The organism is Mesorhizobium sp. B2-3-10, assembly GCF_006442275.1.
GTDB lineage: Bacteria > Pseudomonadota > Alphaproteobacteria > Rhizobiales > Rhizobiaceae > Mesorhizobium > Mesorhizobium australicum.
Genome location: NZ_VFVT01000011.1, coordinates 52,735 through 79,398 on the forward strand (window position 1 = coordinate 52,735; position 26,664 = coordinate 79,398).

The 26,664-nt window shown below is 63.4% G+C and carries 28 protein-coding genes; 6 read left to right on the forward strand and 22 right to left on the reverse strand.

The window, feature by feature from the left end:
• Positions 1 to 117: 117 nt before the first annotated feature.
• The 4 genes from FJ943_RS26425 to FJ943_RS29760 all read right to left on the reverse strand — a co-directional run bounded on the left by FJ943_RS26425 (position 118) and on the right by FJ943_RS29760 (position 4,432).
• On the reverse strand, positions 118 to 1,131 hold the full coding sequence (locus FJ943_RS26425) for an ABC transporter substrate-binding protein (protein ID WP_015318446.1): 1,014 nt from the start codon (positions 1,129 to 1,131) through the stop codon (positions 118 to 120).
• A gap of 175 nt (positions 1,132 to 1,306) precedes the next feature.
• Positions 1,307 to 2,086 (reverse strand): 4-hydroxy-tetrahydrodipicolinate reductase, encoded by a 780-nt coding sequence (gene dapB / locus FJ943_RS26430; RefSeq protein WP_140726280.1) that lies wholly within the window; start codon positions 2,084 to 2,086, stop codon positions 1,307 to 1,309.
• A 10-nt stretch (positions 2,087 to 2,096) separates the two neighbouring features.
• Positions 2,097 to 4,190: an ATP-dependent helicase gene (locus FJ943_RS26435; protein WP_140726283.1), complete on the reverse strand. Its 2,094-nt coding sequence runs from the start codon at positions 4,188 to 4,190 to the stop codon at positions 2,097 to 2,099.
• A gap of 68 nt (positions 4,191 to 4,258) precedes the next feature.
• Positions 4,259 to 4,432, reverse strand: a complete 174-nt coding sequence (locus tag FJ943_RS29760; RefSeq protein ID WP_015318449.1) for a hypothetical protein — start codon at positions 4,430 to 4,432, stop codon at positions 4,259 to 4,261.
• Between the two features lie 109 nt (positions 4,433 to 4,541).
• Here FJ943_RS29760 and FJ943_RS29765 point away from each other — a divergent pair, with 109 nt between their 5' ends.
• Positions 4,542 to 4,685 (forward strand): hypothetical protein, encoded by a 144-nt coding sequence (locus FJ943_RS29765; protein ID WP_181174642.1) that lies wholly within the window; start codon positions 4,542 to 4,544, stop codon positions 4,683 to 4,685.
• Positions 4,686 to 4,714: 29 nt separating this feature from the next.
• On the opposite strand, the gene FJ943_RS26440 is transcribed toward FJ943_RS29765, so the two are convergent.
• The 4 genes from FJ943_RS26440 to FJ943_RS26455 all read right to left on the reverse strand — a co-directional run bounded on the left by FJ943_RS26440 (position 4,715) and on the right by FJ943_RS26455 (position 8,818).
• The gene (locus tag FJ943_RS26440) at positions 4,715 to 4,885 is read right to left on the reverse strand and encodes a hypothetical protein (RefSeq protein ID WP_246671942.1); all 171 of its coding nucleotides are present in this window, start codon (positions 4,883 to 4,885) and stop codon (positions 4,715 to 4,717) included.
• A 309-nt stretch (positions 4,886 to 5,194) separates the two neighbouring features.
• On the reverse strand, positions 5,195 to 6,355 hold the full coding sequence (locus tag FJ943_RS26445; RefSeq protein WP_140726288.1) for a M20 aminoacylase family protein: 1,161 nt from the start codon (positions 6,353 to 6,355) through the stop codon (positions 5,195 to 5,197).
• Complete coding sequence (locus FJ943_RS26450) at positions 6,348 to 7,595, reverse strand: Zn-dependent hydrolase (RefSeq protein WP_140726479.1); 1,248 nt, start codon at positions 7,593 to 7,595, stop codon at positions 6,348 to 6,350. Before FJ943_RS26450 ends, FJ943_RS26445 begins: the two co-directional genes overlap by 8 nt.
• Before the next feature lie 14 nt (positions 7,596 to 7,609).
• Positions 7,610 to 8,818: a diaminopropionate ammonia-lyase gene (locus tag FJ943_RS26455; protein WP_140726291.1), complete on the reverse strand. Its 1,209-nt coding sequence runs from the start codon at positions 8,816 to 8,818 to the stop codon at positions 7,610 to 7,612.
• Between the two features lie 102 nt (positions 8,819 to 8,920).
• On the opposite strand from FJ943_RS26455, the gene FJ943_RS26460 reads away from it, so the two are divergent.
• Together FJ943_RS26460 and FJ943_RS26465 are read left to right on the forward strand one after the other, a co-directional pair.
• Complete coding sequence (locus tag FJ943_RS26460) at positions 8,921 to 9,400, forward strand: Lrp/AsnC family transcriptional regulator (RefSeq protein WP_140726295.1); 480 nt, start codon at positions 8,921 to 8,923, stop codon at positions 9,398 to 9,400.
• A 61-nt stretch (positions 9,401 to 9,461) separates the two neighbouring features.
• Complete coding sequence (locus tag FJ943_RS26465; protein WP_140726297.1) at positions 9,462 to 10,604, forward strand: NAD(P)/FAD-dependent oxidoreductase; 1,143 nt, start codon at positions 9,462 to 9,464, stop codon at positions 10,602 to 10,604.
• Between the two features lie 14 nt (positions 10,605 to 10,618).
• Here FJ943_RS26465 and FJ943_RS26470 read toward each other — a convergent pair whose 3' ends face one another.
• The 7 genes from FJ943_RS26470 to FJ943_RS29770 all read right to left on the reverse strand — a co-directional run bounded on the left by FJ943_RS26470 (position 10,619) and on the right by FJ943_RS29770 (position 18,314).
• Positions 10,619 to 11,428, reverse strand: coding sequence for an agmatinase family protein (locus FJ943_RS26470; RefSeq protein WP_140726300.1), 810 nt, complete (start codon positions 11,426 to 11,428; stop codon positions 10,619 to 10,621).
• 59 nt (positions 11,429 to 11,487) lie between these two features.
• Positions 11,488 to 13,608 carry a molybdopterin oxidoreductase family protein gene (locus FJ943_RS26475; RefSeq protein ID WP_140726302.1) on the reverse strand — a complete coding sequence of 707 codons (2,121 nt, stop codon included), beginning with the start codon at positions 13,606 to 13,608 and terminating at the stop codon, positions 11,488 to 11,490.
• An 82-nt stretch (positions 13,609 to 13,690) separates the two neighbouring features.
• Positions 13,691 to 15,568 carry an ABC-F family ATP-binding cassette domain-containing protein gene (locus tag FJ943_RS26480; protein WP_140726305.1) on the reverse strand — a complete coding sequence of 626 codons (1,878 nt, stop codon included), beginning with the start codon at positions 15,566 to 15,568 and terminating at the stop codon, positions 13,691 to 13,693.
• A 133-nt stretch (positions 15,569 to 15,701) separates the two neighbouring features.
• Positions 15,702 to 16,154 (reverse strand): MucR family transcriptional regulator, encoded by a 453-nt coding sequence (locus tag FJ943_RS26485; RefSeq protein WP_015318459.1) that lies wholly within the window; start codon positions 16,152 to 16,154, stop codon positions 15,702 to 15,704.
• A gap of 161 nt (positions 16,155 to 16,315) precedes the next feature.
• The gene (locus FJ943_RS26490; protein ID WP_015318460.1) at positions 16,316 to 16,519 is read right to left on the reverse strand and encodes a hypothetical protein; all 204 of its coding nucleotides are present in this window, start codon (positions 16,517 to 16,519) and stop codon (positions 16,316 to 16,318) included.
• Positions 16,512 to 17,438 carry a DMT family transporter gene (locus tag FJ943_RS26495; protein ID WP_140726307.1) on the reverse strand — a complete coding sequence of 309 codons (927 nt, stop codon included), beginning with the start codon at positions 17,436 to 17,438 and terminating at the stop codon, positions 16,512 to 16,514. The genes FJ943_RS26490 and FJ943_RS26495 overlap by 8 nt, the downstream gene beginning before the upstream one ends.
• 42 nt (positions 17,439 to 17,480) lie before the next feature.
• Positions 17,481 to 18,314, reverse strand: a complete 834-nt coding sequence (locus tag FJ943_RS29770) for a hypothetical protein (protein WP_181174643.1) — start codon at positions 18,312 to 18,314, stop codon at positions 17,481 to 17,483.
• 110 nt (positions 18,315 to 18,424) lie between these two features.
• On the opposite strand from FJ943_RS29770, the gene FJ943_RS26510 reads away from it, so the two are divergent.
• The gene (locus FJ943_RS26510; RefSeq protein WP_015318463.1) at positions 18,425 to 19,384 is read left to right on the forward strand and encodes a LysR substrate-binding domain-containing protein; all 960 of its coding nucleotides are present in this window, start codon (positions 18,425 to 18,427) and stop codon (positions 19,382 to 19,384) included.
• 60 nt (positions 19,385 to 19,444) lie between these two features.
• Here FJ943_RS26510 and FJ943_RS26515 read toward each other — a convergent pair whose 3' ends face one another.
• Positions 19,445 to 19,957, reverse strand: a complete 513-nt coding sequence (locus tag FJ943_RS26515; RefSeq protein WP_140617195.1) for a DinB family protein — start codon at positions 19,955 to 19,957, stop codon at positions 19,445 to 19,447.
• Between the two features lie 64 nt (positions 19,958 to 20,021).
• On the opposite strand from FJ943_RS26515, the gene FJ943_RS26520 reads away from it, so the two are divergent.
• Entirely contained in the window at positions 20,022 to 20,714 is a 693-nt protein-coding gene (locus FJ943_RS26520) for a glutathione S-transferase family protein (protein ID WP_140617196.1), read from the forward strand.
• Between the two features lie 78 nt (positions 20,715 to 20,792).
• Here the strand turns inward: FJ943_RS26520 and FJ943_RS26525 are convergent, their stop codons facing one another.
• Complete coding sequence (locus tag FJ943_RS26525; RefSeq protein WP_015318466.1) at positions 20,793 to 21,065, reverse strand: DUF2934 domain-containing protein; 273 nt, start codon at positions 21,063 to 21,065, stop codon at positions 20,793 to 20,795.
• 292 nt (positions 21,066 to 21,357) lie between these two features.
• Between FJ943_RS26525 and ndk the strand changes: the two genes are divergently transcribed.
• Positions 21,358 to 21,780, forward strand: coding sequence for a nucleoside-diphosphate kinase (ndk, locus tag FJ943_RS26530; protein ID WP_015318467.1), 423 nt, complete (start codon positions 21,358 to 21,360; stop codon positions 21,778 to 21,780).
• 254 nt (positions 21,781 to 22,034) lie between these two features.
• On the opposite strand, the gene FJ943_RS26535 is transcribed toward ndk, so the two are convergent.
• The 5 genes from FJ943_RS26535 to FJ943_RS26555 all read right to left on the reverse strand — a co-directional run bounded on the left by FJ943_RS26535 (position 22,035) and on the right by FJ943_RS26555 (position 26,322).
• On the reverse strand, positions 22,035 to 22,517 hold the full coding sequence (locus FJ943_RS26535; RefSeq protein WP_140726309.1) for a molybdenum cofactor biosynthesis protein MoaE: 483 nt from the start codon (positions 22,515 to 22,517) through the stop codon (positions 22,035 to 22,037).
• A 5-nt stretch (positions 22,518 to 22,522) separates the two neighbouring features.
• On the reverse strand, positions 22,523 to 22,780 hold the full coding sequence (moaD, locus tag FJ943_RS26540; protein WP_140726312.1) for a molybdopterin converting factor subunit 1: 258 nt from the start codon (positions 22,778 to 22,780) through the stop codon (positions 22,523 to 22,525).
• Between the two features lies 1 nt (position 22,781).
• The gene (pgsA, locus tag FJ943_RS26545; RefSeq protein WP_015318470.1) at positions 22,782 to 23,378 is read right to left on the reverse strand and encodes a CDP-diacylglycerol--glycerol-3-phosphate 3-phosphatidyltransferase; all 597 of its coding nucleotides are present in this window, start codon (positions 23,376 to 23,378) and stop codon (positions 22,782 to 22,784) included.
• 98 nt (positions 23,379 to 23,476) lie between these two features.
• Entirely contained in the window at positions 23,477 to 25,561 is a 2,085-nt protein-coding gene (uvrC, locus tag FJ943_RS26550) for an excinuclease ABC subunit UvrC (protein WP_015318471.1), read from the reverse strand.
• Positions 25,558 to 26,322, reverse strand: a complete 765-nt coding sequence (locus tag FJ943_RS26555; protein ID WP_140726315.1) for an SDR family oxidoreductase — start codon at positions 26,320 to 26,322, stop codon at positions 25,558 to 25,560. Before FJ943_RS26555 ends, uvrC begins: the two co-directional genes overlap by 4 nt.
• Positions 26,323 to 26,664: the final 342 nt, after the last annotated feature.

The window sequence follows — 26,664 nt, forward strand, 5'->3', positions numbered from 1 at the left end:
ACTTGTGGTCGCCATCTCTCGACATCGGTAGGCGCGCCGCTGCCAAATCGATTCAGGCCAGCGGCGCAACTTGTTGTTCCTCAAGAGCGAACCGGGTAACCCGCCTCGCCTGCCTGCCTACTTGGCGGCGTCGACGAATTCCGTCGTGAAGGTTTTCGACAGGTCGATCTGCTTGCCCTGCAGGCTCTTGGAGAAGGTCGACAGAACTTTCAGCACCGTCTCGGGGCCATCGGCCGGCATGCGTCCGTCGGGCGTGAACATCGCCTTGCCGCCGGCGAGCCCCTGGATATAGAGATCCTTGTTGCCGGCGTAATAGTCCTTCGGCATCTTGTCGGCGATCTCCTCGGCCGAATGGCCGGCGATGAACTTCATCGTCTTGACGAAGGCATTGGCGAGCTTCTGTGCTTCGTCCTTGTGGCCTTCGACCCAGGAAGACTGGACGTAGAAGGATGCCGCAGGATAGTCGCCGCCCAGCGCTTCCTTGGTCTTTTCGGGCGTGCGCATGTCGACCAGGACACTGGCCTCGCCGGTCTTGAGCAATTTCGCGATGGTCGGCTCCGTGGTCATGCCGGCCTGAATTTGGTCCTGCTTGACGGCGGCGATGAAGGTGTTGCCGGCGCCGACCGGCAGCAGCGTGTAATCACCCGGCTTCAGGCCGCTGCGGACGGCAAGATATTGGGTCAGGAAATCGGTCGACGACCCAAGCCCGGTGACGCCCAGCGTGGCGCCCTTGAAGTCGGCCGGCGACTTGATCTCCGGGTGCTTGGCGGAGACCAGTTCGACCTCGCCAGGGGCCTGGCTGAACTGGACGATCGACTCGATGTATTTGCCCTTTGACTGTAGGTCGACAGTGTGGTCATAAAAGCCGACAACGCCCTGCACGGCGCCGGCCAGCAATTCATTCTCGGCCTCGACGCCGGCTCGCGAGTTGATCAGTTCGACGTCGAGCCCCTCATCCTTGAAGTAGCCGAGCTGCTGGGTGAGCACGGCCGGCAGGTAAATCTGCTTTTCCATGCCGCCGACAATGATGGTGATCTTGTCCGCGGCGCACGCCGCGGTCGCGCCCGTGCCGACAATGGCGAGCGTCAGCGCCGCCGAACGCAAGATGCACTTCGAGATCAAACCGGTCATGTAACTTCCTCCACCTGGGCGGCGCGCCATCCAGGCTGCGCCGCATTCCTCCTGCCGGCCACTCCCGCACCGGTCACGCGGCGAACGCCGCAATGAATCAATTGCATGCCCAAGCTTTCAGCTGGCTTTCAGCCACTTTAGCAACCGGGGAATGAAAACAGCCAGGATTTGCTGGTTACGATGCGCCAAAACCCAATACGTCGCGCATGTCGTATTCGCCGGGAGCGCGGCCCGCCACCCACAATGCCGCGGCGATGGCGCCGCGTGCAAACATGATGCGGTCACCAGCCGAATGCGCCAAGGTGACGGTCTCGCCTTCCGTGCAGAAGCTGACGCTGTGCTCACCAATGATGGCGCCACCCCGCGCCATCGCGAAGCCTATCTCGCCCGCCGGCCGCGCGCCGGTGACGCCATCGCGGACGCGCCTCGCAACCGTGGCCAGCCCGATTTCGCGTCCGCCGGCAACAGCCTGCCCCAGCATCAGCGCCGTGCCCGAAGGCGCGTCGATCTTGTGGCGATGATGCGCCTCGAAAATCTCCGCATCCCAGTCATCGGGCTCAAGCGCCCGCGCCGCCTGTTCGACCAATCCGACCAGCATGTTGAGCCCGAGCGAGAAGCTGCCGGAGCGCACGATGGCGATGGTTTTCGCGGCATCGGCGATGGTGGCCATCTCGGCGGCCTCGAAACCCGTCGAGCCAATCACCAGGGCTGGCCCGCCCCTTCCGGCACACAATCTGGCCAGTTCCACGGAGGCCGCCGGCGTGGTGAAGTCGACCACCACGTCGGCTGTGGCGAGCGCCTCGTCGCGGCTCACCAGCCCATCGCCGACACTGCCCGGACGGTGAAAGCAGCCGGTGAGCGCCAGACGCACATCGGCCCGCACCGCATCCGCCATCTGGCGACCCATGCGGCCGAGAGCGCCTGATATGGCGATCCTGATCGGCGGCTGCGGCATCGGCTTCCTGCTATTTCCACATGCCGCGCATGCGCGCGCCGATGTCGACGCGCACCTCCGGCCGAGGCGCCCTGCCCTGCGCCGCTTGCGCGGCCGGCCACGAAAGCTGCTGGAACGCGGCGAGGATGGAGGCCGGAATGAAACGGGTGCGCGAGGCGTAGACATGGCGGTCGCCGCGTGCCGCCTGGCCATGCGGAAAGAAGCGCTGGGGCATGACGAGGTTGAGATTGTCCTTGGCCCGTGTCATCGCCACGTAGAGCAGCCGTCGCTCCTCCTCGATATCTTCCTTGGTGCCGACACCGAGATCGGCCGGAATGCAGCCATCGACCGTGTTCAGCACGAAGACGTTCTTCCACTCCTGGCCCTTGGCCGAGTGGATGGTCGACAAGATCAAATAGTCCTCGTCGCGGTGCGGAGGGCCGGCCTGGTCGCTGGTTGCGTCCGGCGGATCGAGCGTCAGCTCGGTCAGGAAGCGTTCGCGCGAAGCATAGCCCAAGCCGATTTGCTCGAGTTGCAGCAGGTCCGCGCGGCGCGTGATCGCATCCTCGTGGATGCGCTCCAGATGCGGTTCGTACCACAGCCTGACCTGTTCGAGATCGGCCGGCCATTTGGCGCCGGCGCGCAAGCCGGAATAGAGCGAGACGAAGCCGGGCCAGTCGTCGGCGGCGCGCTGCGGCGGACGCCAGCCGGCCAGTCCCATCGCCTCGTCCAGCGCCGATGTCATGGCCTCGACGACCTGCGCGGCGGCGGAAGGGCCAATGCCGGGAAGAAGCTGCAGCACGCGAAAGCCGGCGACACGATCGCGCGGATTTTCGGCAAAGCGCAGCACCGCCAGCACGTCCTTGACATGCGCGGCATCGAGGAATTTCAGGCCACCGAACTTGACGAAAGGGATGTTGCGCCGCGTCAGCTCGATCTCCAGCGGCCCGCTGTGGTGCGAGGCGCGAAACAGCACCGCCTGCGACTTCAGCGCGGTACCGGCCTCGCGCTCGGCAAGGATGGTGTCGCAGACGAAGTTCGCTTGTTCGACCTCGTCGCGCACGGTCACAAGTCTCGGTTTGTCGGCGGATTTGCGTTCCGACCACAGGTTCTTGGTGAAGCGCTCCGAGGCTTCGCCGATGACAGCGTTGGCGGCCGCCAGAATGGTCTCGGTCGAGCGATAATTGCGCTCCAGCATCACCACATCGGCGGTCTGCGCGAACTGTCTAGGGAAGTCGAGGATGTTGCGCACCTCGGCGGCCCGGAACGAATAGATCGACTGCGCGTCGTCACCGACGACCGTCAGCCCGGCGCCGTCGGGCTTGAGTGCCATCAGGATCGAGGCCTGCAGCCGGTTGGTGTCCTGATATTCGTCGACCAGCACATGGTCGAACCGTCCGCCCAGATGCGTGGCGATTTCAGGCTCGGCTGTCATCTGCGCCCAGTAGAGCAGCAAATCGTCGTAATCGAGCACATTCTGCGCCTGCTTGGCCTCGACGTAACCGGCAAACAATTGCTTGAGCTGCTCGGCCCAGCCGGCGCACCAGGGGAAGGCGGACCCCAGTACCTCACCCAGCGGCGCCTGCGCGTTGACGGCGCGCGAATAGATGGCAAGGCAGGTGCCTTTGGTCGGAAAGCGCGCTTCCGTCCTGGACAAACCGAGTTCGTGGCGCACGAGATTCATCAGATCGGCGGAATCCTCCCGATCATGGATGGTGAAGGCCGGATCGAGGCCGATCTCCAGCGCATAGTCCCGCAGCAGCCGCGCGCCGATGCCATGAAAAGTGCCGGCCCAGGTCAGTGCGTCCGTGATCACCGCGGCGTCGCGGCCGAGCACTTCGCCGGCGATGCGCTCGACACGTCTCGCCATTTCGGATGCGGCGCGCCGCGAAAACGTCATCAGCAGGATGCGGCGCGGGTCGGCTCCCTTGACGATCAAGTGGGCGACGCGGTGCGCCAGCGTGTTGGTCTTGCCGGAGCCGGCGCCGGCGATAACCAGCAGCGGGCCTGCAATCTTGCCGTCGCCATGTTCGACGGCCTGGCGTTGGGCGTCGTTCAGCCGGGCGAGATAAGCCGGCTGGCCGGTCTGTTCCAAAAACGTCGAATCATGGGCCGCGAGGTTCATCGCCCATCAAGCATCGTTTCCGCTTTGTTCGCAACAGAGAAGCAGCTCCGCCAATACAGCGGGAGCAATCAGCGTTTCGGGTCAACGCCCATCGACGCCGACTGCCGGCGTAGCGCCTCGCGGTCGTTTGCGGGCGCTGGCAGCAAGAGCGGATCGACACTGTCGGGAACCTCGTCGATCATCTTGCGGGCGAGACGGTAAGTGACAAAGGCCAGCGTGCCAACCAGAAGCAAACGGATCATGCGGCGGTCCTCCTTCGCTGGGTCAACCTGAGGCAGGGGATTTTGTTCCCTCGGCGCAATCGTGCAACCAAACCGACACCGCCTCGTTCTGCGGGTGGAGGAAGTAGCCATGAAAAAGCTGGGACTGATCCTCGCGCTGGTGACTTTGGCTTTCTCGGCCTGCGACAACAAATTGCCGCCGACAAAGGCGACTAGGGCCGATCAAGATCTCGCCATTCCTGTCGTGAACAATGGCATTGCAGCCAGTGAATGAGGTCTTGCGCAAAAACGATTGCGGGATCTTCACCGCATTGCCGCGATGCATTCCTCGAGACGTTCGAGGCGGAACTTGGCATTGCGCAGCTCGTGGCCTGCGTCCTGGCGCAGCTGTCGTGTCCGCGCCGAGGCGGCGGTCAAGTCTCGTTCGAGTTGAGCGATGCGGGCGCGCACCCGCCGCGCTTCGTCCTGACGCACCGCCTTTATCCAGCTCCGCCCGCGCATCTATGAACCCGCAGCATCCAAAAGCGTGCCACAGCCATGACAGTAAAACCCTAACTTCCGCCGAGCGCGAGCGTTCTAACTTTAACGAAATCTAATTTAGCATGCAGGAGAGAAGGCCGGCGCCGCTTGGGAGGTAATCTGATAGCGCCGGCCAGGCGGATATCAGGTCCGCCGCGTGAGCGAGGCTAGCTGAGTCTTGCCGTAGCGTCATGCCAGATCAAGGATTTCGGCCTTTCCCCGGCGTTTTCCCCCGCTAAATGCCGCGAAAATCCCCCCGGGGGTTCAGGTCCCAAGCCGCTGCCTGGCGATGGCGGCATGGAAACTGGCGCCGAACAACAGCCCGTCGTCGTTGAAGTCGTAACTGGAATTGTGAAGCGGTGCCGAGGCCTCGCCGTTGCCGAGGAAGACGAAGCAGCCCGGCACGTGGTCGAGGAAGCGGGCGAAATCCTCCGACGCCGTCATCGGCTCGCGGGCGACCGCGATATTGCCGCGTTCGAAAACAGTCCCGGCGGCGGCAAAGGCCGCGTCGACCAGTTCGGCATCGTTGCGCAAAGGCACGAATTCCCTGGTGTAGTTGACCTCGGCGGCAACGTTGTAAGCGGTAGCGATGCCTTCGGCGATGATGCGCATCTGGCATTCGATCTTGGCGCTCACCTCGGGGCGGAAGCTGCGCGCGTCGCCAAGGATGCGGGCGATGCCCGGCAGTGCGTTGCGGGTGCCATCGGTGATCAGTTCGGTCACCGAAACCACGGAGATGTCGGCCGGGCTCAGCCGGCGCGAGACGATGGTCTGCAGGTTGGTAACCAGCGCACAGGCGGCGACCAGCGTTTCCTGACCCGAATGCGGCCGCGCAGCGTGACCGCCCAATCCCCTGAGCACGATCTCGAAGACGTCTTCGGCCGACATGACCGGGCCGGCGCGGGTCTCGAAATGTCCAACCGACAAGCCCGGCATGTTGTGCAGGCCAAAGATCTCGTCGAAGGGAAAGCGCTGCATCAGGCCATCGTCGAGCATCGCCAACGCGCCTTTTCCCCATTCCTCCGCCGGCTGGAAGATGAAGCGCACGGTGCCGTCGAAACCGCCCTCCCCGGCCATGAGCTTGGCCGCACCGAGCAGCATCGCCGTGTGGCCGTCATGGCCGCAGGCATGCATGATTCCGGGATTGCCGGAGCGGTATGGCGCGGTTGATTGCTCTGATATGCGCAGAGCATCCATGTCGGCCCGCAGCGCGATCGCGCGGTTGCCGCTGCCGCGCTTCAAAGTCCCGACGACGCCGGTGCCGCCGACACCCTCGGCGACATCGTCCAGTCCGAATTCGCGCAGCTTGGCGGCGACGAAGGCCGCGGTGCGCTCCTCCTCGAAGCCGAATTCAGGGTGCGCGTGCAGATCATGCCGCCATTCGGTCATCTCCAGCTTCAGCACATCACGATCGATTTCAGCCATCGCCTGATACCTCCTGATCCGCAAGCTGGGCAACGATATCAAGCAGGATGTTGGCGCCGGCGACAAGCTCGGCATCGGCGGTATGTTCGCGCGGATTGTGGCTGATGCCACCGGCGCTCGGCACGAAAATCATCGCCGCGGGCGCGAGGCGCGCCATCATCTGCGCATCGTGGCCGGCGCCTGAGGTCATGCGCTTGGATGCATACCCGCGCTTCTTCGCGGCAGCTTCGATCAATTCGACAATGCTGATATCGAAGATCACCGGCTCGAAGCGGGCCAGCCGCTCGACCGAGATCGTGACGCCATCATCGGCCGCGAGGTCCTCAAGAAACGCGGCGAGTGCGGCTTCCTCGGCTTGCAGGCGATGCTCGAAAGGGTCGCGCAGGTCGACGGTGAAGACGGCGCGCGAGGGAATGACATTGATGGCGTCTGGCTCGAAACGCATCGTGCCGACCGTTGCAACGGTCGGCGTGTTCGAAGCTTTGGCGCGGTCGTGCAGGAACGTGACGACACGCGCGGCCGCATGCCCGGCGTCATTGCGCATCGACATCGGCGTGGTGCCGGCGTGGTTGGCGACGCCGTCTATGGTGATGCGCTGCCAGGAGATGCCTTGCAGGTTTTCCACAGCACCGATCGGCACGCCTTCGCGTTCCAGAACCGGGCCCTGCTCGATATGCAATTCGAGATAGACGTGCGGCTTGAGGAAGCCCGGCTCCTCGTCGCCGGCATAGCCGATGCGGGCCAGTTCCTCTCCCAGCACGCTTCCGTCGGTGCCGACGGCCGCCAGCGCCTCGTCGATACCGGCGCCGCCGGCATGGACCAGTGAACCCATCATGTCGGGGGAATAGCGAACCCCTTCCTCGTTGGTGAAGGCGGCGACCGCGAGCGGTCGCGACGGGACAAGAGCCGACGCCTTCAACGTCTCGATCACCTCCAGCCCGGCGAGCACGCCGTAGCAGCCGTCATAGATGCCGGCATCGATGACGGTGTCGATATGCGAGCCGACGAGGATCGGCGCATGGCCGGCATTCGCCGGCGCCTGCCAGACGCCGAAGATATTTCCCATGCGATCGATGGCGATTTCGAGACCGGCCTCGCGCAGCCAGCCGACGAAGCGGTCGCGACCCAGCCTGTCGGCGTCGGAGGCGGCCAGCCGCACCAATCTGCCCTCGCCATCACGACCGATGCCGCCGAGTTCGCGGATGCGGCCAAGCAGCCTTTGTGCGTCGATCGAGGTCATCGCATCGATCAAGGTCATGGCGTCGCTCCAGAAAGCACCTTGCCGGCAAGCACATCCGCCGGACTCGTGCCGACGAGTTCGGCATAGCGGCGGGGATCTGTCGCGCCTTCGGTGTTGACGACCAGCACGCGCGAAGTGGCGTCGAGGCCAAGCTCGGCCTTATGATCGGCCATCGCCCGGATCAGCCCGGCAAGGCCGACCCCGCCGCTTTCACCGGCGACGATGGCCGGATCGTTGCCGGCCGGGCGTGCCAGCCGCCGCATCACGGCGATGGCTTCGTCCTCGTCGACGGTCATGAAGGCATCGGCGACGCGTGCCAGCACGCGCCAGGCGACCGGCGAGGCCTCGTAGCATTCGAGCATCGCCATGACTGTCGCCTCGCCATGCGCGATCTTGACCGGGTGCCCGGCCTTGGCGGCGCCGAAAACGCAGGCGGCACGGGCGGGTTCCACCACCGTGAAAACCGGCCTGGCTTCGCCAAGCACGATGGCGAGATGGCCGCCGACCGCCGCCGCGATGCCGCCGACGCCGGCCTGCACGAAGACATGGGTCGGCGGTTCGGATATCTGACCCAGCGCCTCACGCACGATCGCGGTGTAGCCCTGCATGACGAGGCCCGGAATGCGTTCGTAGCCCGGCCATGAGGTATCGGAAACCACCGTCCAGCCCTTCTCCGCGGCGACGCGCGCCGCCTGCCTGACCGAATCGTCGTAGTTGCCGTCGACGCGGATCATCTCCGCCCCATAGCGGGCGATGGCCGCGACGCGCCCGTCGCTGACGCCGGCATGGACAAAGATCGCTGCCTTTGCGCCGACAAGCTCGGCGCCTTGCGCGACGGAGCGGCCGTGATTGCCGTCGGTAGCGCAAGCAACCGTCATGGTCGCCGCGACCGACCGGACTTCGGGCCGATCGAGATCGCCGACATCGACGGAGCGGCCGAGCCGCTTGCTTGCCTCCTCCAGGACCAGGCGGAAGACCGCATAGGCGCCGCCCAGCGCCTTGAAGCTGCCTAGGCCGAGGCGAAAGCCCTCATCCTTGACATGCAAGGTGCCGAGACCGAGTTCGCCAGCCAACGCCGGCAGGGCGTGCAGCGGCGTCGCCAAGTGATTGTCACGGCGGGCAAGGAAACGCTCGACAGTGTCCGCCCCGGCGATGCCGAGGGTTTCGGCATCGGCCTCGTCCAGCGGTTGGCGGTGCAAGGCATGGCGATTGGGCAGGAACATTGGCGGTCTCTCCTCGGCATCCAAGAGAAGATATTGCAAACCATGCGCAAAAAGCGCCGTAATATGGCTCTCGAAATGCAAGTTTGTTTCGTCAGGATAGCAATGTCTCAGTCGCCAGCCTCACTCGACAGCTTCGATCTCTCCATCCTTGCCATCCTGCAGCGGGACAACACGACGCCGCAACGGCTGATCGGCGAGGCGGTGAACCTGTCGGCGCCAGCCGTGCAGCGCCGCATCAAGCGCATGGAGCAGACCGGCGTCATTACCGGCAATGTCGCCATTGTCGAGCCGGCGGCCGTCGGCCAGCCGATCACTATCTTCGTCGAGGTGGAGCTCGAGAGCGAACGCACCGAACTGATCGACGAGGCCAAGCGGCAATTCTCGGCGGAGCCGCAAGTACAGCAATGCTATTATGTCACCGGCGAGGCCGACTTTATCCTCGTCATCACCGTGGCCGACATGGGCGCCTACGAGGCGCTGACGCGAAAACTATTCTTCGGCAGCAACAATGTGCGGAAGTTCCGCACCTTCGTCGCCATGGACCGCGTCAAGGTCGGGTTGACGGTGCCCCTGCCTGGATGAGCCGGTGCACCCTTGCCACGTTTCTGACATTCTGGATCGCCAATTGGAGGGGGAGGCGCGCATGGGCGAAACCACGAAAGTCGCGATCATCGGTGCCGGGCCGGCGGGCCTGGCGGTTGCCGCATGTCTTCGCCAGGCCGGGCAGGACTTCGTCATGCTTGAAAAGGAGCAGCAGGCCGCGCCAGCCTGGCGGCGTCACTATGACCGTGTGCATCTGCATACGACCAAGCGTTACTCCTCGCTGCCCTTCGTTCCCTTCCCAAGGGATTATCCGCGCTATGTGCCGCGCCACCTCGTGGTCGAGTATCTCGACGCCTATGCAAAACGCTTCGCCCTGGAGCCCCGCTTCGGCGAAACGGTGCGGGCGGTCGCCAGGGAGGGCCGCGGTTGGCGGGTGGAATCGACCTCCGGCGCCTTACGCGCTTCGCATGTGGTGATCGCGTCCGGCTACAATGCCGAACCCTTGCTGCCCAGATTTGCCGGCATCGACGCCTTCAAGGGCAAGACGCTGCACAGCGCCGACTATCGCAACGCCGCGCCTTTTACCGGCCAATCGGTGCTGGTCGTCGGCATGGGCAATACCGGCGCGGAGATTGCCCTCGATCTGGTGGAAGGCGGCGCCCGACCGACGATCTCGGTGCGCGGCGGCGTTCACATCGTCCCGCGCGAACTGTTCGGCGTGCCAATCCAGATGGTCGGCATGGCGACGCGGCTCGGGCCGCAGCGCATCAACGACGCGCTGTTCCCCGTGATCCTCGATCTGGTGCTGGGGAGGCTGGAGAAGTTTGGGCTCAGACGGCCGAAGCAGGGACTGCTGCAGCAGATCGCCCTTGCGTCGCGCATTCCGGTGATCGATGTCGGCACCATCGGCAAGATCCGGGAAGGTGCGATCAAGGTGGCGCCCGACATCGCCGAAATCTCGGAACGGGGCGCCCGTTTTGCGGACGGCAAGCACGGCGAATTCGACGCCATCCTCTTCGCCACCGGCTATCGGCCGGGCTATGCCAGGTTCCTCGAACCCGGCGTCGAGCCCGGCCCCAGCGGCGTTAATGCCCAAGCTTCGGATCTCGGCCTCTATCTGGTCGGCTTTCACAACGCGGTCACCGGGCTGTTGCGCGAAATCGGCATCGAGGCCCAGGCGGTCGCCGATGACATCCGCCAACGGCAAAACAGGAAAAAGGTGGCCGAAACCCTGCCGGTGTGATCCCAGGCGCGCCCTCAATCCACCGCGGGCGATGTCCTGAGCATCATGCCGGCGATCTCCTTCGTCAGTTTGGCGGCGACAAGCGCCGTCATGTTGGAGAGGTCCTGGCTCGGATTGTATTCAACGATATCAGCGGCAACGATCGGCTGGTTGATGCCTTGAATCAGGTTGATGACCTGCCGCGTCGACAGGCCGCCGGGCTCGCGGTGAGAGACACCGGGCGCAAAGGCTGGATCGAGCCCGTCGAGATCCATCGAGATATAAACCGGAGTCTTGAGATCAAGCGTCAGGCTTTCGCCGAAATGCGCGGCCTCCACGACCTCGACGCCAAAGCGCTTGAACTGATCGCGGTGATGGTCGTTCACGGCGCGCAGGCCGATCTGGATCAGCCGGTCGGCTAGCCGTTCCTCCATGATGCGCGCAAAGGACGAGGTGTGCGAACGCGGATTGTCACCGTAGGCATGATAGATGTCGGGGTGGGCATCGATATGCACGATCGTCAGGCTCGGGTGGCGACGGCGCACCGCGCGCAGCACCGGCCAGGTGATCGCGTGGTCGCCGCCCAGGCTGATCAGCGGGTGGCCTGCCTCCAGGGCGCGACCGACTTCGCTTTCGATGCGCTGCCAGGGATCGCCCGGTTTGTCGAAGTCGATGTCGCCATGATCGATGAAGCGGCCGGTCAGGTCGAAGCCGGTCTCGCTCCATGAGGAGTAAGCATCGCTGGTGAGTTCGCGCCTGATGAGCGGCGGCGCCTTGGCCGCACCCTGGAGATAGGATGAATTCTCGTCATGCGGTATTCCCAGAAGCGAAATCGCGCCAGCCATCGACACTCTCCCATTGCGACGGACGAATTGACATCAGGCGCAATCGATAATCGCGGCCGCTATGCACTCAGCTCTTGCGCCCGGCGCAGCCAGACCTTGTTGTCGTGAAAGGCAGCGCCGCCATAGGGTGCGGGGGCGTCGGCGCCGGTCAGTACATTGATGCCCTCGCCGCGCTCATGCGCGCTGTTCGGCCAGATACCTTCGGCGATCACGACGCCGCGCTTGATGCCGCCGAACAGTCTGGCGTGCAGCACCACCTCGCCGCGCATGTTGCCGATCTCGACACGGTCGCCCTCGGCCAGCCCTAGAGCCGCCGCGTCCTCGGGATGCAGCAGGAGTTCCGGGCGGACCTCCTTGGCCTTCGACACCGGTGTTTCGGAAAAGGTCGAGTTGAGGAAGTTGCGCGCCGGCGAGGTCGTCAGCCGGAACGGATGGGCTTCGTCAGCCACCTCGATCAGGTCGACATGATCAGGAAATTCGGGCAATCGCGCCACCGGGCCGAACAGACCCATGCTCTTCGGCGGCCGGTTCGGAGCCGCCTGGCCGGTCCAGTCGGCGCGAAAACGGAATTTCCCATCCGCATGGCCAAAGCCCCGGATGAAATGCGCCGTGTCGAAATCCGGCTGCAGATCAATCCACTTCTGCTCTTCCAAGCTGGCGAAGCTGCCCAACCCGCGCTTGCCAAGGATGATGTCGATATGCTGCTGCTCGGTCAGCCCGAAGCCCGGCCTGTCGGCGACACCAAGGCGCCCGGCCAGCTGCTCGATGACGAAATGGTTGGTGCGCGGCCCTTCCGGCGGTTCGATCAGCTTGGGGCCGAGCGTGATGTGCTGGTTGCCGCCGCCCTTGTAGATGTCGTCATGCTCGACGAACATCGTCGCCGGCAGCACGACGTCGGCCAGCTTGGCCGTGTCGGTCATGAACTGCTCGTGCACGCAGGTGAACAAATCGTCTCGCAAAAATCCCTGCTTCACCAGCCGCTGCTCGGGCGCGACATTCACCGGATTGGTGTTCTGGATCAGCATCGCCGTCACCGGCGGCCCGCCATAAAGCGCGTCACTGGCGCCGGTCAGCACCGGGCCGATGCGCGAATGGTCGAGATAGCGGATCGAGGGATCGCGCATGCGCGTGCCCTCGAGCACCTCCTGGTTGAGTTTGAAGATGCCGGAATTGGAATGGAAGGCGCCGCCGCCCTCATACTGCCAGGCGCCGGTGACGGCGGCGATGCAGGACGCGGCATGCATGTTGACGGCGCCGTTGCGCTGGCGGGCAAAGCCGTAGCCGAGGCGAAAATAGGTCTTTTTCGTCGTGCCGACGAGGCGCGCGAAGGTCTCGATCTCGGCGACCGTCAAACCAGTAATATCGGCCGCCCATTCCGGCGTGCGGGTAACGAGATGCGCCTCCAGGCCTTTCGGATCGTCCGTGTATTTCTGCAGATAGGCGCGGTCGGCCAGGCCTTCGCGAAACAGGACATGCATGACCGCACAAGCGAGCGCGCCGTCGGTGCCGGGCTTCAGGACCAGACCAATGTCGGCCTGCTTCATCGTCGCATTCTCATAGACGTCGATGACCACGATCTTCGCGCCGCGTTCCTTGCGCGCCTTGATGGCGTGGGTCATCACATTGACCTGCGTGACCACGGCGTTGGTGCCCCAGATCACCACGCAGTCGGATTTCGCCATCTCCCGCGGGTCCGGTCCGCGCAGCGCGCCTGCCCCCATCATCCAGCCGGTCCAGGCGAGATTGGTGCAGATCGAGCCGAAGAAGCCCGAGTACTTTTTCGCGTGGCGCAACCTCTCGATGCCGTCGCGCTGCACCAGCCCCATCGTGCCGGCATAGTAATAGGGCCAGACCGTCTCGGAGCCGTACTTCGCTTCGGCCGCGTCGAATTTCTCGGCGACGAGATCGAGAGCGGCCTCCCAGCTAGATTCCTGCCAGACGCCCTCGCCCTTGGCGCCCTTGCGCACCAGCGGCTTCAGCAGACGATCGGGATGATGGACGCGGTCGGCATAGCGGGCGACCTTGGCGCAGACGACGCCCGACGTGTAGCTGTTGGCCTTGGCGCCATGGACCCGGCCGATGCGGTTGCCGTCGAGCAGTTCGACCTCGAGAGCACAGGTCGACGGGCAATCATGCGGACAGGCCGAATGGCCGACGCGGAGGTTGGCGTGCTGGTTCATGGTCCCTGTTTAGCGGGTTTCGGGAGTGGCGTGTAGGGCCAGATAATCAGCCAATCTCCCCCTCGTCGGGAGACTACGCATCCTACTCCGCCGTGCCTTCCTCATATTCGGCCGACATGGTCAGCCATTTTTCCTCGTGGCCTGCCAGCGTCTGCGCAAGCTGCGAGCGCTCCTTGGCGAGCCGCGTCGCGGTCGAGGGATCCTTTTCATAGACCGACGGATTGGACAGCTCGTCCTCGATGCCGTCGATGCGCTTGCGGATGCGATCCATCAGCGCCTCGGTGGCGCGGATTTCCTTGGCCAGCGGTTCGAAGGCGGCGCGGCGTGCGGCCGCGTCGCGGCGACGGTCGGCTTTTGACGCCTTGTCCGCTTCGCGCTTGCCACGGCGGTCGCTGGAGACGCCGGTGACCAGCGTCTTGTAATCCTCCAAGTCGCCGTCATAGGGATTGACCGCACCGTCCTTGACCAGCCACAGCCGGTCGGCGGTCGCTTCCAGCAGATGGCGGTCGTGCGAAATCAGGATAACGGCGCCGGGAAATTCGTTCAGCGCATGGATCAGCGATTCGCGGCTGTCGATGTCGAGATGGTTGGTCGGTTCGTCGAGGATGAACAGGTTCGGGCCCTCGAAGGCAGACAGGCCCATCAGAAGGCGCGCCTTCTCGCCACCGGACAGGTCCTTGGCGGGCGTGTTCATTTTCTCTGTCGTGAGGCCGAACTGGGCGACGCGGCCGCGCACTTTCGATTCCGGCGCCTCCGGCATCAGCCGGCGGACGTGCTCATAGGCATTTTCCTCAGGACGCAGATCGTCGAGCTGGTGCTGGGCGAAGATCGCCACCTTCAAACCCGGCGCCACCGTCATGGTGCCGGTTTCCTGCTTCAGACGACCCGACAGAAGTTTGGCGAACGTCGACTTGCCGTTGCCATTGGCACCGAGCAGCGCGATGCGGTCGTCGGCATCGATGCGCAGCGTCATCTTCTTCAGGATCGGCTGACCCTCGGTGTAGCCGACATTGACGTTGTTCAGCGCCACGATCGGCGAGGCCACGGTCTTCACAGGCTCGGGGAAAGAGAACGGCCGTACCGTGTCGTTGACGATGGCCGAGATCGGCTTCATCTTTTCCAGCGCCTTGATGCGCGACTGTGCCTGCCTTGCCTTGGAGGCCTTTGCGCGAAAACGCTCGACGAAGGATTCCATATGCTTGCGGGCGGCTTCCTGCTTGACCCTGCCCTTTTCCTGCAATTCCTTCTGCTCGGTATACTGGCGCTCGAACTGGTCGTAGCCGCCGCGCCAGAACGTCAGCTTCTTCTGGTCGAGATGAACGATCGAATTGACGGCACGGTTGAGCAGATCCCGGTCGTGCGAAATCAGAAGCACCGTGTGCGGATACTTTGAAACATAGTTCTCAAGCCACAACGTCCCTTCAAGGTCGAGATAGTTGGTCGGCTCGTCCAGCAACAGAAGGTCGGGCTCTGAAAACAGCACGGCGGCCAACGCAACGCGCATCCGCCAGCCGCCGGAGAAGGACGAGGCCGGACGGCGCTGCGCGGCGTCGTCGAAGCCGAGGCCGGCCAGGATGGTGGCCGCGCGAGACTCGGCCGAATGGGCGTCGATATCGGCCAGCCGCATGTGGATGTCGGCGATGCGGTGCGGATCGGTGGCGGTCTTTTCCTCTTCGAGGAGCGCGGAACGTTCGAGGTCGGCCTTGAGCACGATCTCGATCAGCGGGTCCTCGGTGCCGGGCGCTTCCTGCGCCACCTGACCGATCCGCGTATTCTTCGGCAGGCTGATCGAACCCGTCTCGGAGGGAAAATCGCCTGTTATGGCCTTGAACAGCGTCGTCTTGCCGGTCCCGTTGCGACCGACAAGACCGGCCTTGGTGCCGGCCGGCAGGGTGAGCGAGGCGTGGTCGAGAAGCAGGCGCCCCGCCATGCGGAGCGAGAGGTCGTTGATGATAAGCATGGCCGCGCTTTTGCACTGGACACCAACGCTTCGCAAGACCTTGCGGGCCAGTTGGCCGCACAAGGCCTGGAAACGGCGCCCACAACCGCGCCGTCAGAGCCGCGACAGCGCCCGCCGTGCAGTCGGCAAGGCCTCAGGCAGCCGCCTTGCCGCGCTTTGTCGTCTTGGCCACGACTGCCGGCGCAGCGGCCGGCTTGCGGCCAAGTCCCGTTGACTTCGCCAACGCCGACCGGGTCGCGGAGTAATTCGGCGCGACCATCGGGTAGTCCGGCGGCAAGCCCCATTTGGCGCGATAGTCGTCAGGGCTCAAGCCGTAGTCCGTCCTGAGGTGTCGCTTGAGCGACTTGAACTTCTTTCCGTCCTCCAGGCAGATGATGTAGTCGGGAAACACCGACCGTTTCGGATTTACGGCCGGAACAAGGCTCGGGCTTTCCACGACAGCCGCACCAGCCAGCTTTCGGACCGAGGCGCTGACGCTGGCAATCAAGTCAGGCAGGCCCGAAGCCGGGAGCGGATTGTTGCCTACATAAGCCGAGACAATATCGGCGGTTAGCTCGATAACGATCTTATCCTCGATATTTGACAATTCTTTCACCCTGTTTGCGACAAAGTCGTCTACCCCAGTGAAGACTTTTGTCGATGTATCTCTTTAACCGTGCCCCCAACGGACCCGCCAAGTCCCAAAACGAATCAAGACTTGGCGTCAACTACTTTTATGGGAAATCGACCTCGTGCAAATTAGAAAATCTAATACTTGGATACGGCAGACTTGGTCGAGCGGCTGTCAGCCAATATCTCAAGAATACGCTTCCAGCGGGCACAACGCCCGAAATCCTTCTGCTCGATCGCCTTTTCGGCCTTCATCGCGGCGTAAAGTGGTGCCTCGGCGCCAAATTCCTTGATCAGCCAATGCGCTTCCTGCCTGGCGAGACGTTCATTGTCGTCAAACATAATTTTCCGCCTCCGAACGTTCCAGTCCGACCGCGATGCAACTGCCTATGACAAGGACGGCTCCGGCAATGGCTGTCGTCGTCAACCGTTCGCCGGACAAGGTCAGCAGCAGTGTCGAAGCGATCGGCGTGAGATAGGCAATGACAGCCACCTTCCCGCTGCCTCCCAGTTTCAGGGCCCGCGACCAGAAGTAGTAACCAAGCCCCATGGGGCCGGCACCGAGATAGAGCCCGAGGGCCAGATCCACCCCGGTGGGCCAGGCGACGCCTTCGCGAGCGGACCATATAAGCGTCAAGGCGACGCCAACCAGCGACGATGGCAGCAACAGGCGGTCCGGCGAAGTGGCGAGCCGTCCCACCATCACCGAATAGAAAGCCATGCACAGCGCGGAGCCGAATGCGCACAGATAGCCGGCGAGATCACCCTGAAACCAGGTGCGGTCGCGGCCTCCCGAAATCACCAGCGCGACGCCGACGAACCCAAGGGCCGCTGCAAGGCCCAGCAAAGCCGGACGCCGGGGATTTTCGAAGGCGATCACGACCGCGGCAACCATCAAGGGCCAGGTGTAGGCCACGAGATTGGCTTCGATCACCGGCATCGAGGCGAAGGCGATATATTGCAGCACCATGGTGCCGACCAGACCGATGAAGCCGACCGCGAGCGGCACCAGCGCGGTGCTCGCCGTGATTGCCGTGGCTTTCTCCCGGCTCATCAACCGGATGGCCGCGAAGACCAGCGCGGCCCCTGCAAATTGCAGGAACTGCACCTGCGACACCGGGTGACTGGCCAGCAGGGATTTGCCCACCAGCGCATTTGTCGACCACAACGCCACCGCGCCGGTGGCGAAGACCAGCGCGGACATCGAGCCTGATCCATGCCGAAAGAAGCGCCATGGGGCTCTATCTCTGCGTTCGACCATGATCCTGTCCGAAAACCGGCTCCCTTTCCGGATCATGGATCGTTACCATGAATCCCTGGCCCCACCCGGAACCGGTGCTTCGGCCGGGGCCGGCATCGGATGTTCCGCCTCGAACCGGCGATAGGCCGGCAGCTGATTGGTCCACACGTCCTCGGCCAGTTCATTGACCCATTCGCGGTCGTGATCGTTGTCGGCGGCAAGGTAAAACATCCTGTTGTCGTCGACATAGGGCTTGGCCACGGAGCGCTGGTTGAGCACCAGGGTGACGCGTTCGCCGAACTGGATCGGCGCCGTGCGATGCAGGACGCCGAGGAACTGCCCGAGCGTCGCATATCTCATCTTGTGATCGATGCGCATGATACGGTTGCGCGGAATCTCGCGGCCGGATTCGAGAATGGCGCGGCCGGTCTCGGAATCATCGCAATAGATTTCGAGATGGCCGCCGACCAGCGGATCGCTGATCGACAGCGGAATGAGTTCGGTGACCGGAACGCCGTCGCAATGCCATTCGACGGCGCCATCCCTGGGATTCATGAAGGTAACGGTCGAACCGACGATCGACAGCGGATAGGGTTCCAGCTTCGTGCCCATCATGTCGGACAGTCGCTCCAGGCGCAACTTGTCGTTCAGCAACTCCTTGATTTCAGGTATGAAACGGTCGGCGCCTGTGATGAAGGTCAGATCGAGGTGCTTGTGCACGGCATGGCTGGTCTTGAGCTTCAGGGCGGCCTCCTCGATCGCGGCAAGCAGTGCCGGATCATAGCCGTGCAGATACTGCGCAACGCCGAAGCTCGACACCTTCCAGGCGGTTTCGTGGCCGATAATGGCCTCGCGGCTCATCGCATAGCGCAATTCGGGTATCGTATGTGCGTTCATTGTACTTCTCCAAGTGGGGGCAAACACTTGGTTAACAGTCGATTAAATTAGCTCCCCCTGTAAAATTAGGAATGCTAGTGCTACCGTAAGCCAAGCTTAAGGTCGAAACCGTGCGTCTGCTCAGTCAGGTCAACCTCAATTCGCTGAAAATCGTGGAGAGTGCTGCGAGGCACGGCAATTTCACGCGTGCCGGAGAAGAACAGTTCATCACCGCATCGGCGGTCAGCCAGCGCGTCAAGAGCCTGGAGGACCAGCTGCGTTTCAAGATTTTTCAGCGCGGCGGCAATGCGGTATCGCTGACACCGGAGGGCGAGACCTATGTCTCGCGCGTTCGCGAGGCGCTGGAGCGTATCGTCGCCGCCAGCATGGAAGCGACAGGGCAATCACAGGAACATGTGCTGAAAATATCCGTGCTGCCGACATTTGCCGCGCGCTGGCTGTTTCCGCGCCTGCCGCTGTTCCAGCAGCAACATCCCGATATCGTGATGCGGGTTTCGACCTCGTACGCGACGCATGAGTTCACGACTTCCGAATTCGATCTGGAAATCCGCTATGGCGACGGCCATTTCAACGGACTGCCGTCCGACCTGCTGTTTCGGGAAGACCTGACCCCGGTGTGCAACCGCAAACTGTTCCATGAGGTTCTCGGCGACAAGCCCGTGTCAAAGGTGACGCCGGACGACCTCAAGCACTTCACGCTGCTGCATTCCGACACCTGCACCCAGAACTGGCAATCCTGGCTTGGTTTCGCCGGGGCTAGTTTTGTGCTCAGCGAGACCAAAAGCATCTATTTCGACTCGTGCATGATGTCCTACGAGGCGGCCAATGCCGGAATGGGTTTTGCCGTCGCCAACCGTGCCTATATGGCCAGCGACATCCGCGCCGAGAGGCTGGTCGCTCCCTTTGCCGTCCACCATCCGAACACGGCCGGCTGGTATTTCGTCTCGCCCCACAAGAGCCTTGCCGCGCGCAAGGTGCTGCGGTTCAAGCAATGGGTGATGGCGGAAGCGGCTCTGACACAGAGCCAATTGGATGGCGAAGTCACCGGCCTGGCTTCGGCGGCTGTGTAAAAATGCGGCGATAGTCCGCGCCAACCGTTCGCCGTCGAATTTAGAACGAAACCATCTGGATCAGGCGAAAGCCCTGCCCTCCTCGGTGCGCTGGAAATGCGCCAGATCCAGCGGCACTGACGGGCGACCCAGGACCGTCAGGATCATATGCGCCTGGCCGCGGTGATGGGTCTGGTGGTTGAAGACATGAGCCAGCGCGGGCGCCAGGCGTTGCGAGACGGTGCGCATGTCCGATACGGTCATATAGGTGAAACGACCCGACAGCGCCTTGTCGCTCAAGCCGCTGAGCCAGTCGATAATCCGCCGGTCCTCGGCCTCGCGCGCTGTCCTCAGGACAGGCAAGGCCCGGTACAATATAGCGTCCAATGTCGTTGGCGCGGCGCCTTCGCCGGTGAAGCGCTTCATCCAGATGCGATCGGCGGCGAGCAGGTGGTTGAGCGTGCCCATCAGCGAGCCGAAAAAGACGCCGACGTCGCGATTGAATTCCTCGTCGTTGAGATCGTCGGCGGCATCGTAGATGCGGCCATTGGCCCATTGATTGTATGCCGCAAACATCATGAAGTGCTGTTTCATTTTTTCCCGCCGGTCCGTTTCGGGTGTCGGGAGCGATACCTAGACCGCAAAGGAACCCGCGCCAATGACCATTCTGCTTTACGAACTCGTCGGGCGTGACGAGGGCCGCCCGTTCAGTCCACATTGCTGGAAGGCAACAATGGCGCTGGCCCACAAGGGGCTCGAAATGTCGACCGCGCCGACGCGTTTTCTCGAAGTGCCCGCCGTTGAGGGCGGCGTTTCGAAAACCGTTCCGGTGATCCGCGACGGCGACAAGGTCGTCACCGATTCCTTTGCCATCGCGCTCTATCTCGAAGAGGCCTATCCGGATCGGCCTAGCCTGTTTGGCGGCGAAGGCGGCAAGACGATGGCGCGCTTCATCGAGCGCTGGTCGCAATCGACCATCCACCCTTACGTCACCACGGCGGCGCTCGTCGACCTTCATGCCATGCAAGACGAACAGAATGGCTCGTATTTCCGCCAGAGCCGGGAGCAGCGCTTTGGCAAGCGGCTGGAGGACGTCGTCGCCGCACGCGACGCCGGCCTGGCAACCTTCCGGGCGGCACTGGAACCGCTGCGCTCCATGTTGAGCTACCAGCCATTCATCGGCGGCGCCTCGCCGCTATTTGCCGACTATATCGTCTTCGGCGCATTGCAATGGGCGCGCATCGCATCGCCGTACAAGTTGCTCGAAGACAGCGACGTGGTGGCGCAGTGGTTCACCCGCTGCCTCGACCTGCATGGCGGGCTTGGACGAAAGGTTGCGGCGGCGGCGTGACGCCGCAAAGGCCTTCTATCCGCAGGGCAGATCGAGCCTGTCAGCCTGTTGCGAAAATCAGGGGCCGAACAGCTGACCTTACTTCGCCGCCTTCTTTGGCTTGCTGGCTTTCGGCTTGCCGGCTTTGGCGACGAGCTTTTCTTGCTTGGGCGCGGCTTTTGCCTTGCTGGCGCCAGGTGCCTTCTTGGCCGGCTTCTTGCCCACCGTCGGCTTCCCCGCGTCCTCCCGGTCTACATCGGCTGCCGCCTGGTGCCAATGGCGTTCGTGCTGACCGGCCGGGTGCCCTTCTTCCTGCCAGATCTGATGTGCACGGTTGCGAATGCGCTCCTGACGATCGTCTGTCATGGTCATGTTGTCTCCATTCGGGCCGACTTCAGCGCGGCGCCGACCGGGCGACTATAGCAAGCAAACCGTTGCTGTGCAGCCGTCTGATGCCGACGGCCGACGGGATCAGCCACGGAAGCACCGACCATTCCGGCCCTGCGCTGTCGCTCCGGGCGTTCGTCGTCTGGAAAGTCAAACAATTGGCTTTCCGAACGCTTGGCGGACCACGCCTCACCCGCTCCTCACCCCTCTTGGCAATCAGCCGGGCGGCTTGTATAGAGCCCGCCACTCTCAATTCGAATTCAGACAAGGACGACCCATGGCGCTCGAACGCACTTTTTCCATGATCAAGCCGGACGCGACGCGGCGCAATCTCACCGGCGCCATCACCAGGATGCTGGAAGAGGCCGGCCTGCGCGTTATCGCCTCGCGCCGGGTGTGGATGAGCCGCCGCGAGGCGGAGGGCTTCTACGCCGTCCACAAGGAGCGCCCGTTCTTCGGCGAACTGGTGGACTCCATGTCCTCGGGCCCGACCATCGTGCAGGTGCTGGAAGGTGAGAACGCCATCGCCAGGAACCGCGAAGTGATGGGCGCCACCAATCCGGCCAACGCTGCCGAAGACACCATCCGCAAGGTGCATGCGCTCTCGATCGGTGAGAATTCGGTGCACGGCTCGGATGCGCCGGAAACGGCCGCGCAGGAGATCAAGTACTGGTTCTCGGATACCGAAATCGTCGGCTGAGCCGACACTGCACGTTCCATGCGAGAAGGCCGGTGTTTCGCCGGCCTTTTTCTTTGCTGGCGGTCAAACTCTCGCGCACGAATCGCAGCACATCGGCATGCAGCCGATCCATACGGGTGTACATGAGGCCATGCGGCGCGCCCTCGTAAACGAGGAAACGGCAGTCCGGAATGAGCCTGGCGGACGGAATGCCCGTCAGCTCGATGGGCGCCGACCGGTCGCGGTTGCCATGGACGAGCAAGGTCGGCACGGTATTATTCGGATGGCGGCCGCTTCCAGCGCTGGGCTGCCTGGGCATCGGTTTCCTTGGCCTCGACCCAGCCGCCCTCGGAGCCGTCGGTGCGATGTTCCTTCTTCCAGAAGGGTGCACGCGACTTGAGATAGTCCATGAGGAAGTCCGCCGCCTCGAACGCCGCCTGGCGGTGCGCCGAAGCGGCTACCACCAGCACGATGTTCTCTCCCGGCGCGATCTTGCCATGGCGATGGATGACGGTGAGGCCTTGCAGCGGCCAGCGCTCGCTGGCTTCGGTTGCGATGCGGCCGATCTCGGCTTCAGCCATGCCCGGATAGTGCTCGAGTTCGAGTGCCGAGAGCGCGCCCTGCTCGTCGCGGCACAAGCCTGAGAAGGTGACCACCGCGCCAATGTCGACGCGGCCTTGCGTCAGTGCGGCGATCTCGGCGGCGACGTCGAAATCCTGGCGCTGAATGCGCACGGTCGCTGCCAGGACGGCCGGCATGACTGTCAGCCCCCGGTCATCGGCGGGAACAGCGCGATTTCGCGCGCGCCCGATATCTTCTCGCGGTGGTCGACATGTTCCTGGTCGATGGCAACGCGGATCACGTCGGGATACTGCAATGCGTGTTCGTAGCCTTCGCCGCGCGACCGCAGCCAGCGCAAGAGGTCGGCGACCGTCTCTATGACGGCCGGCAGTTCGACATCTTCTTCCGGCGTGCCGATCCGTTCGCGAACCCAGGCAAAGTAGATGAGACGGGTCGTCATCTCACTCGTCCATGATGTGCTTGAGGCCGGCGCGGAAATAGTCGTAGCCGGTGTAGAGCGTCACGAGGGCCGCGATCCACAGCAGCACGAGACCGGTCTGCGTTGTCAGCGGGAAGACCTTGTCGCCGGCCGGCCCCGCCAGCAGGAAAGCGATGGCGACCATCTGGATGGTGGTCTTCCACTTGGCGAGCTGCGTCACCGGCACCGAGACCTTGAGTGCCGCCAGATATTCGCGCAGGCCAGAAACCAGGATTTCGCGGCACAGGATGATGATGGCCGCCCACAGCGACCAGCCGGCGATGCCGGCATGGCGGTCGGTGTCGGCAGCAAGCAGCAAGAGGCACGTGGCGACCAGCAGCTTGTCGGCGATCGGATCGAGCATCTTACCGATGTTGGAGGTCTGCTGCCAGGCACGCGCAAAATAGCCATCGAAATAATCGGTAACGGACGCCAGCAGGAAAATGACCAGCGCCGACCAGCGAGCGAAGTCGCTCGATTTCAGATGGCCTTCGAGAAAAAAACACAACACGACCAGCGGCACCGCGACGATACGGGCGTAGGTCAGCATATTAGGCAGGTTGAACGCGCGCTGGGCCATGTCTGGTGGACTCTTTCTGCCTGCGTACTCAAATCAGAAGCTGTTGTAGGGGGTCAACAGGCCAGATTCGACTGGCCAGCTGAAAGTGGCGAATTTTTTCAACTTTCGTGAAAATGATTGTAGACCAATTTGGCGACCTGCTCGGAAATGCCATCGACTTTTCTCAGATCCTCGATCGCGGCGCGGCTGACCGCCTTGGCGGTTCCGAATGCCAGCAACAGGGCGCGCTTGCGGCCGGGGCCGATGCCGGCGATTTCATCGAGCGGGCTCTTGACCATCTCCTTCTTGCGGCGGGCCCGGTGCGAGCCGATGGCGAAGCGGTGGACCTCGTCGCGCAGCCGCTGGACGAAATAGAGCACGGGGTCGCGAACCGGCAATGAAAACGAGTCCCTGCCCCTGACGAAGAAACGCTCGCGGCCGGCATCGCGGTCCTGCCCCTTGGCGATGCCGATGGCGACGACCCGGTCCTCGATGCCGAGATCCGACAGGATCTTGCGCACCGCCGTCATCTGGCCCTGGCCGCCATCGATCAGGATGACGTCCGGCCATGCCGGGAAGCTGCCGGAAATGTCGTCCTCGATATCATCGCCCGCCTCGGCCGCCATCGCCTCGCCCGCAGCCGCATCCTCAGCCACGGCGACATCGCCATGCTCCTTGAGCAGCCGCGAAAAACGCCGCTCCATCACTTCGCGCATCATGCCGAAATCGTCGCCCGGCGTGATCTCGGTCGAGCGGATGTTGAATTTTCTGTACTGGTTTTTCACAAAGCCTTCCGGCCCGGCGACGACCATGGCGCCGACGGCGTTGGTGCCCATGATGTGCGAATTGTCGTAAACCTCGATGCGCACCGGCGGCTTGGCGAGGCCAAAGGTCTCGGCGAAACCGGCAAGCAACCGCGCTTGCGTCGAGGTTTCGGCCAGCCGACGGCCGAGTGCCTCACGCGCATTCTGCAGGGCGTTGTCGGTCAGGTCCTTCTTCTCGCCGCGCTGCGGCACGGAAATCGCCACCTTGCGGCCGGCGCGGGTCGAGAGCGCCTCGGCCAGCAGTTCCTGGTCCTCGACGGTCTGCGACAAGAGAATGGCACGCGGTGTCGGCTTGTCGTCATAGAACTGCGCCAGGAACGAGCCCAGCACTTCCGATCCCTCCAGCGCCGGATCGGCCTTCGGGAAATAGGCACGGTTGCCCCAGTTCTGGCCGGTGCGGAAGAAAAACACCTGGATGCAGACCTGGCCGCCTTCCTGGTGGATGGCGAACACATCGGCCTCGTCGACGGTCGCCGGGTTGATGCCCTGATGGCTTTGCACGTGCGACAGGGCCGCCAGTCGGTCGCGATAGATGGCGGCGCGCTCGAAATCGAGGTCTTGCGAAGCCTGCTGCATGGCGGCCGAAATCTCGGTCTTCACCTTCTGGCTGCGGCCGGACAAAAAGTCCTTCGCTTCGGCGACCAACTCGGCATAACCCTCATGCGAAATTTCGCCGGTGCACGGACCCGCGCAGCGCTTGATCTGGTAGAGCAGGCATGGCCGCGTGCGGTTCTCGTAGAAAGAATTGGTGCAGCTTCTGAGCAGGAAGGCGCGCTGCAGGGAATTGATGGTGCGGCCGACGGCACCGGCCGAGGCAAAGGGGCCGAAATAGTCGCCCTTGCGCGACCGCGCGCCGCGATGCTTGTAAATGCCGGGCGAGACATGGTCGCCGGTCAAAAGGATATACGGGAACGACTTGTCGTCCCGCATCAGCACATTGAATCGCGGCCGCAAACGCTTGATGAGATTGGCTTCGAGCAGCAGCGCCTCGATCTCGGTGCGGGTGACGACGAATTCCATCGTCGACGTCTCGCGCACCATGCGGCCGATGCGGTTGGTGTGGAATCTGCCTTGCGCGTAGTTGGTGACACGCTTCTTCAGGCTGCGCGCCTTGCCGACGTAGAGCACGTCGCCGGCGGCGTTCATCATCCGGTAGACGCCGGGCGCATTGGGCAGCCGCTTGACCAGTGTCTGAATCACCTCGGCGCCGACCATGCCTTCGGCGTCGCCTGCATGCGGCGTCCAGTCGATGGCCGTGAAGGCGACATCCGGGCCAACCGGTTCGACGATCTCCTCCAGTGCCTCGTCCTCGAGGTCGATTTCGGGAGGAAGATCATCAGCGCCGCCGCGCGCCTTGTTCTTGTGATCCAAAGGACTCATTCCGCCATGCCTGTCACATCGGGCGTCTGCCATGCAAGATGCTGGCCGCCGTCGAGCGCGATCATCTGACCGGTGACCGAGCGCGCCTGCCAGAGATAGCGGATGGTGGCGCCGAATTCCGGCAATTCCGGGCCGCGCCTCAGAATGAGGCCAGCGACCTGCGCGTCAAAATCCGAATCGTTCTGGCGCACGTTCTTCAGCGTCGGGCCTGGCCCGATCGCATTGACGCGGATGCGCGGCCCGAGCGCCTGGGCCAACATCTGCGTCTGCGTCCACAATGCCGATTTCGATAGCGCATAGGAAAAATAGCGCGGCGTCGGCCGCCAGACGCGCTGGTCGATGATGTTGACGATCAGCCCGTCCTGCCCTTCCGGCAAGGAACGGGCGAAGTTCTGCGCCAACAGCGCCGGGGTTTTCAGGTGAATGGCAAAATGGCGGTCCCAGGCGCGCCAGTCGAAATCCTCGACGGAATCATCGACGAAGAGCGAAGCATTGTTGACCAGCAGCGAGATTGGGCCCAGCGCGGCCTCCGCCTGGCCGACAAGGTCGCCGACGGCATCCATGTCGGTCAGGTCGGCCGCAACCACGGCGGCACGCCCGCCCGACCGGTTGATCCCCGCGGCCAGCGCATCCGCCGCATCGTGCGAGCGATTGGAATGGATGGCGACCGCAAAGCCATGGCTGGCAAGGTCCTCGACAATCGCCTTGCCGATCCGCTTCGCCCCACCGGTCACCAGCGCCACGGCAGTGGCTTTGCTCATATGTGTCAATCCTCAATTTCGGCCCGAAAACGCGACGCCGACGAAATATGGCCCGGCATGCGTTAAACGGCGTTCGCACCTGGGGCAACATTGTGGCGAAGTGCCCAGTTCGACGTGCCGGGCCCTCTTGGACTCGCAACCGCCGGACCGCAATATAGGTCGCTGGAGTCCTTGCACCAAGCCGCGTGCAGCGCAGCACGAACTTGCTGCTGACATTTCGCTGTTGCGAAGATGCAACGTCAAGGTTCTGCCTCATTCGCGCCGGGGAATGACCCAAGTTCAGGTTCGGTTCAGCCGCATTTTGACACGACATTTGGAACCGACGAACGCCAGATCCGTTTC

Excerpts from the sequence above, each read along its gene's own strand:
- FJ943_RS26425 (WP_015318446.1), bottom strand. The coding sequence starts at position 1,131 with ATGACCGGTTTGATCTCGAAGTGCATCTTGCGTTCGGCGGCGCTGACG.
- dapB (WP_140726280.1), bottom strand. The coding sequence starts at position 2,086 with ATGCCGCAGCCGCCGATCAGGATCGCCATATCAGGCGCTCTCGGCCGC.
- FJ943_RS26435 (WP_140726283.1), bottom strand. The coding sequence starts at position 4,190 with ATGAACCTCGCGGCCCATGATTCGACGTTTTTGGAACAGACCGGCCAG.
- FJ943_RS29760 (WP_015318449.1), bottom strand. The coding sequence starts at position 4,432 with ATGATCCGTTTGCTTCTGGTTGGCACGCTGGCCTTTGTCACTTACCGT.
- FJ943_RS29765 (WP_181174642.1), top strand. The coding sequence starts at position 4,542 with ATGAAAAAGCTGGGACTGATCCTCGCGCTGGTGACTTTGGCTTTCTCG.
- FJ943_RS26445 (WP_140726288.1), bottom strand. The coding sequence starts at position 6,355 with ATGGCTGAAATCGATCGTGATGTGCTGAAGCTGGAGATGACCGAATGG.
- FJ943_RS26450 (WP_140726479.1), bottom strand. The coding sequence starts at position 7,595 with ATGACCTCGATCGACGCACAAAGGCTGCTTGGCCGCATCCGCGAACTC.
- FJ943_RS26455 (WP_140726291.1), bottom strand. The coding sequence starts at position 8,818 with ATGTTCCTGCCCAATCGCCATGCCTTGCACCGCCAACCGCTGGACGAG.
- FJ943_RS26460 (WP_140726295.1), top strand. The coding sequence starts at position 8,921 with ATGTCTCAGTCGCCAGCCTCACTCGACAGCTTCGATCTCTCCATCCTT.
- FJ943_RS26465 (WP_140726297.1), top strand. The coding sequence starts at position 9,462 with ATGGGCGAAACCACGAAAGTCGCGATCATCGGTGCCGGGCCGGCGGGC.
- FJ943_RS26470 (WP_140726300.1), bottom strand. The coding sequence starts at position 11,428 with ATGGCTGGCGCGATTTCGCTTCTGGGAATACCGCATGACGAGAATTCA.
- FJ943_RS26475 (WP_140726302.1), bottom strand. The coding sequence starts at position 13,608 with ATGAACCAGCACGCCAACCTCCGCGTCGGCCATTCGGCCTGTCCGCAT.
- FJ943_RS26480 (WP_140726305.1), bottom strand. The coding sequence starts at position 15,568 with ATGCTTATCATCAACGACCTCTCGCTCCGCATGGCGGGGCGCCTGCTT.
- FJ943_RS26490 (WP_015318460.1), bottom strand. The coding sequence starts at position 16,519 with ATGTTTGACGACAATGAACGTCTCGCCAGGCAGGAAGCGCATTGGCTG.
- FJ943_RS26495 (WP_140726307.1), bottom strand. The coding sequence starts at position 17,438 with ATGGTCGAACGCAGAGATAGAGCCCCATGGCGCTTCTTTCGGCATGGA.
- FJ943_RS29770 (WP_181174643.1), bottom strand. The coding sequence starts at position 18,314 with ATGAACGCACATACGATACCCGAATTGCGCTATGCGATGAGCCGCGAG.
- FJ943_RS26515 (WP_140617195.1), bottom strand. The coding sequence starts at position 19,957 with ATGAAACAGCACTTCATGATGTTTGCGGCATACAATCAATGGGCCAAT.
- FJ943_RS26520 (WP_140617196.1), top strand. The coding sequence starts at position 20,022 with ATGACCATTCTGCTTTACGAACTCGTCGGGCGTGACGAGGGCCGCCCG.
- FJ943_RS26525 (WP_015318466.1), bottom strand. The coding sequence starts at position 21,065 with ATGACCATGACAGACGATCGTCAGGAGCGCATTCGCAACCGTGCACAT.
- ndk (WP_015318467.1), top strand. The coding sequence starts at position 21,358 with ATGGCGCTCGAACGCACTTTTTCCATGATCAAGCCGGACGCGACGCGG.
- FJ943_RS26535 (WP_140726309.1), bottom strand. The coding sequence starts at position 22,517 with ATGCCGGCCGTCCTGGCAGCGACCGTGCGCATTCAGCGCCAGGATTTC.
- moaD (WP_140726312.1), bottom strand. The coding sequence starts at position 22,780 with ATGACGACCCGTCTCATCTACTTTGCCTGGGTTCGCGAACGGATCGGC.
- pgsA (WP_015318470.1), bottom strand. The coding sequence starts at position 23,378 with ATGGCCCAGCGCGCGTTCAACCTGCCTAATATGCTGACCTACGCCCGT.
- uvrC (WP_015318471.1), bottom strand. The coding sequence starts at position 25,561 with ATGAGTCCTTTGGATCACAAGAACAAGGCGCGCGGCGGCGCTGATGAT.
- FJ943_RS26555 (WP_140726315.1), bottom strand. The coding sequence starts at position 26,322 with ATGAGCAAAGCCACTGCCGTGGCGCTGGTGACCGGTGGGGCGAAGCGG.